Origin of the sequence: uncultured Idiomarina sp. (assembly GCF_964010655.1) — a bacterium.
In the GTDB taxonomy this organism is placed as follows: domain Bacteria; phylum Pseudomonadota; class Gammaproteobacteria; order Enterobacterales; family Alteromonadaceae; genus Idiomarina; species Idiomarina baltica.
Map to the genome: position 1 here is coordinate 1 of NZ_CAXGLS010000079.1, position 3965 is coordinate 3965.

General features: G+C 46.2%; 6 protein-coding genes. 1 reads left to right on the forward strand and 5 read right to left on the reverse strand.

Annotated features, from left to right (window positions below):
* The first annotated feature begins 218 nt into the window (after positions 1-218).
* A complete protein-coding gene (locus ABNS04_RS12110) occupies positions 219-1031 on the forward strand; it encodes a hypothetical protein (RefSeq protein ID WP_286682681.1) in 813 nt (270 codons plus the stop codon).
* A gap of 65 nt (positions 1032-1096) precedes the next feature.
* Here ABNS04_RS12110 and rplQ read toward each other — a convergent pair whose 3' ends face one another.
* From rplQ to rpsM, 5 genes are read right to left on the reverse strand one after another with little or no spacing between them, the layout of a single operon-like run.
* Positions 1097-1495, reverse strand: coding sequence for a 50S ribosomal protein L17 (gene rplQ / locus ABNS04_RS12115; protein WP_006956458.1), 399 nt, complete (start codon positions 1493-1495; stop codon positions 1097-1099).
* A gap of 38 nt (positions 1496-1533) precedes the next feature.
* Entirely contained in the window at positions 1534-2523 is a 990-nt protein-coding gene (gene rpoA, locus ABNS04_RS12120) for a DNA-directed RNA polymerase subunit alpha (protein WP_286682682.1), read from the reverse strand.
* A 25-nt stretch (positions 2524-2548) separates the two neighbouring features.
* Positions 2549-3169 (reverse strand): 30S ribosomal protein S4, encoded by a 621-nt coding sequence (rpsD, locus tag ABNS04_RS12125; RefSeq protein WP_006956430.1) that lies wholly within the window; start codon positions 3167-3169, stop codon positions 2549-2551.
* A gap of 29 nt (positions 3170-3198) precedes the next feature.
* The gene (rpsK, locus tag ABNS04_RS12130) at positions 3199-3588 is read right to left on the reverse strand and encodes a 30S ribosomal protein S11 (protein ID WP_006956431.1); all 390 of its coding nucleotides are present in this window, start codon (positions 3586-3588) and stop codon (positions 3199-3201) included.
* 13 nt (positions 3589-3601) lie between these two features.
* Positions 3602-3958, reverse strand: coding sequence for a 30S ribosomal protein S13 (gene rpsM, locus ABNS04_RS12135; protein WP_006956432.1), 357 nt, complete (start codon positions 3956-3958; stop codon positions 3602-3604).
* Positions 3959-3965: the final 7 nt, after the last annotated feature.

Consider the following 3965-nt stretch of genomic DNA (forward strand, 5'->3'; position numbering starts at 1 on the left):
CGGCGGCGAATTATAGAGATCCTATTCACACTTGCAAGCACTTTTTTGAAATTAATTTTAAACGACCACTTTTTGAACCTATTTGTTGCTTTATTGTTTGATTCATGGGAACTTTTAACTATAAATAACAAACAAAGCAAGTATGTACACATAAAACATGGATGTAATTTAGTCGTATTGGGGGATCTATAATGCACTTTTGTACGAGACTATCGCTCGTGACAGTTTTCACTGCGAGTCTTTTTATTGTATCCGGAGAAGCAAAGGCTAATTTTAACGTTCACGTAAAATCAACTAACCCCGTTGTAGGCGCCAAAGCATTTGACCTCAACTTAGCAACACTCACACCACAAGAAAAAAAGTTAGTAGACAAATACAACTCGGTTATTGATGACCACCTAAATTACAATTTTTCTATTACGCGTACGGTAAGAATACTTGTCAATCACTACCCACAACACGTCAATCAAATCTTAATTGCCGCCTATCAACATTACCCGACACGAATTCCAGTTATTAACCGTGCGGTTATTCAGGTTGAGCCGGCACTCACTTCCGACGTGCTAACGACAACTCACTTAGTCGCGCCGCAGGCGTTCGACGAAACCATCGCGCAGGCAATAGATGTAGAGCCGAGTTATATCGATGATATTGTGACGACAGCAACTCGTCTCGCACCGGAAAAATTAAATACTATTGTACGGGTAGCCATAGTGAGTGAACCGAGAATGAGTGAAACGGTCGTTAAATCGGCTGCCGAAAGTTCGCCTGACAATTTTCTAGATGCGGTCGTTTCTTCTATAAAGGAAATACCTCAAATCACCAAACATGCATTTGTCGCTGTAAAAGACTTTTTTAATTTTAACAATGCAGAGCAGAAGACAAGACCTAAACCTGAACAGTGGAATCGCTTTATAGTTGAGGCAAAGGCACAGGGGATTAATCGCGAAGAATTGGAATGGTTTAAAGAGCACGGCTACTTAACTGAACAGCAAGTCGCAAAAGTCTATAGCAACAAAGCCGACAAATAGCTCACCATGCGTAACGGATATAAAAAAGCCGGCTGAAAAGCCGGCTTTTTTTAGTATCAGAAATCTTATTCCGCAGCTTCCGCTACTTCTTCGACTTCCTCTACTTCGGGACGGCCAACCAATTCAATGTAAGCCATTGGTGCGTTATCACCTGCACGGAAACCACACTTCATAATGCGAGTGTAGCCACCTGGGCGAGATTCATAACGCGGACCAAGTTCATTGAAAAGCTTGCCCACTACTTCTTTATCACGTGTACGTGCAAATGCTAAACGGCGATTTGCAACGCTGTCTTGCTTAGCCATTGTGATCAACGGCTCGACTACGCGACGCAACTCTTTCGCTTTTGGCAACGTCGTTTTGATGATCTCATGACGCACCAACGAGCTAGCCATGTTGCGGAACATCGCTTGACGATGGCTGCTGTTACGATTGAGTTGACGACCACTCTTACGATGGCGCATACCTATACCCTTCTCAGTAAATCAATTACCAAGGTAACTTAGTCGTTGTCGATCAAGCTTGCTGGTGGCCAGTTCTCAAGGCGCATGCCGAGAGATAGACCACGAGACGCCAAGACGTCTTTGATTTCAGTAAGCGATTTCTTACCAAGGTTAGGCGTTTTTAATAACTCAACCTCGGTACGTTGTACTAAGTCACCAATGTACTGAATTGCTTCTGCTTTCAAGCAGTTTGCAGAACGAACAGTCAATTCTAAGTCATCTACCGGACGGAGGAGAATCGGATCAAACTCCGGTTTCTCTTCCTTCTCTTCCGGCTCGCTGATATCACGAAGTTCGACGAATGCCTCTAGCTGTTCAGCTAGAATTGTAGCAGCACGACGAATCGCTTCTTCTGGATCCAATGTACCATTGGTTTCCATTTCGATAATCAGCTTGTCCAAGTCGGTGCGCTGTTCAACACGTGCAGCGTCAACGCTGTACGCAATACGCTCAACTGGACTGAAAGAGGCATCCACTAACAGACGACCGATCGGACGCTCCTCGTCATCTTCTGACTGACGAGCCGACGCAGGAACATAACCACGACCACGTTCAACCTTAACACGCATATTCAATTCGTTGTCGCCAGTGAGGTGACAAACTACGTGCTCAGGATTGACGATTTCAACATCACCATCGTGCTGGAAATCACCTGCGGTTACAGGACCTGCACCGGATTTATTCAAGGTCAACGTCGCTTCGTCTTTACCTTCTAAGCTGACAGACAGCCCTTTGAGGTTCAACAAAATTTCGATGACATCTTCTTGCACGCCTTCTTTGCTGCTGTATTCGTGCAGCACACCGTCGATTTCTACTTCAGTCACTGCACAGCCTGGCATTGACGACAATAGAATACGACGTAAAGCATTGCCTAGGGTGTAACCAAAGCCACGCTCTAGAGGCTCCAGTGTCACCTTGGCGTGAGTCGTGCTAATTTGCTCGATGTCAACTAACCTCGGCTTTAGGAATTCGGTAACAGAACCCTGCATTGTGTCCTCTCTCTATGCTTAAGCTTTACTTAGAGTAAAGCTCTACGATCAACTGTTCGTTAATTTCAGCAGACAAATCACTGCGCTCAGGAAGACGCTTGAACTGACCTTCCATTTTGCTGCTGTCAACTTCTAACCAAACTGGCTTTTCTCGCTGCTCTGAAAGCTCAAGCGCTGCACTAATACGTGCTTGCTTTTTAGCTTTTTCGCGAACAGACACTACATCTTCAGGGCGAACCATGAATGATGGAATGTTAACCACTTGACCGTTAACAACAACAGCTTTGTGACTGACTAGCTGACGAGCTTCTGCGCGCGTTGACGCAAAGCCCATACGATAAACTACGTTATCCAAACGCTGTTCTAGCAACTGCAACAGGTTTTCACCGGTATTGCCTTTAATACGAGCAGCTTCTTTGTAGTAGTTACGGAATTGCTTCTCTAAAACGCCGTACATACGACGTACTTTTTGCTTCTCGCGCAACTGAACACCGTAATCAGACAAACGGCCACGACGGGCACCATGCTGACCAGGAGCAGTTTCGATCTTACATTTAGAATCGATTGCGCGTACGCCGCTTTTCAGGAACAAGTCTGTTCCTTCGCGACGGCTTAGCTTGAGTTTAGGACCCAAATATCTTGCCATGATCTTTCTCCAACTATCGATTCACGCCTTTAAACGCGACGTTTCTTAGGCGGACGACAACCGTTGTGAGGAATAGGTGTCACATCGGTAATATTCGTGATGCGGTATCCTACGGCGTTCAGTGCGCGAATAGATGATTCACGACCTGGACCTGGACCGTTTACAAATACTTCCAAGTTCTTAAGACCATATTCCTTCGCCATTTCACCAGCACGCTCAGCAGCAACCTGCGCAGCGAACGGGGTTGATTTCCGTGAACCACGGAACCCTGATCCACCAGCTGTAGCCCATGCCAACGCATTACCTTGACGGTCTGTGATGGTGATGATGGTGTTGTTGAAAGATGCATGCACGTGAGCCATGCCATCGGCGACTTGCTTTTTAACGCGCTTGCGAGAACGAGTCTGTGCTTTAGCCATTACTCAATCCCCCTTATTTCTTAATCGGTTTGCGCGGTCCTTTACGAGTGCGCGCGTTTGTCTTAGTGCGCTGTCCACGTAAAGGGAGGCTGCGACGATGACGAAGACCACGGAAACATCCGAGATCCATCAACCGTTTGATGTTCATTGAAACTTCGCGACGCAGGTCACCTTCGACTGCATACTTAGCTACTGCTTCACGAAGAACGTCTAATTTCTCTTCTGACAATGTACCGATCTGGGTATCTTCAGCAATGCCCGCTGCTTCGCAAATTGCGCTAGAGCGAGTACGACCGATACCGTAGATTGCAGTCAATGCAATCACTGCGTGTTTATTGTCAGGAACGTTAATGCCAGCGATACGGGCCACTAACACA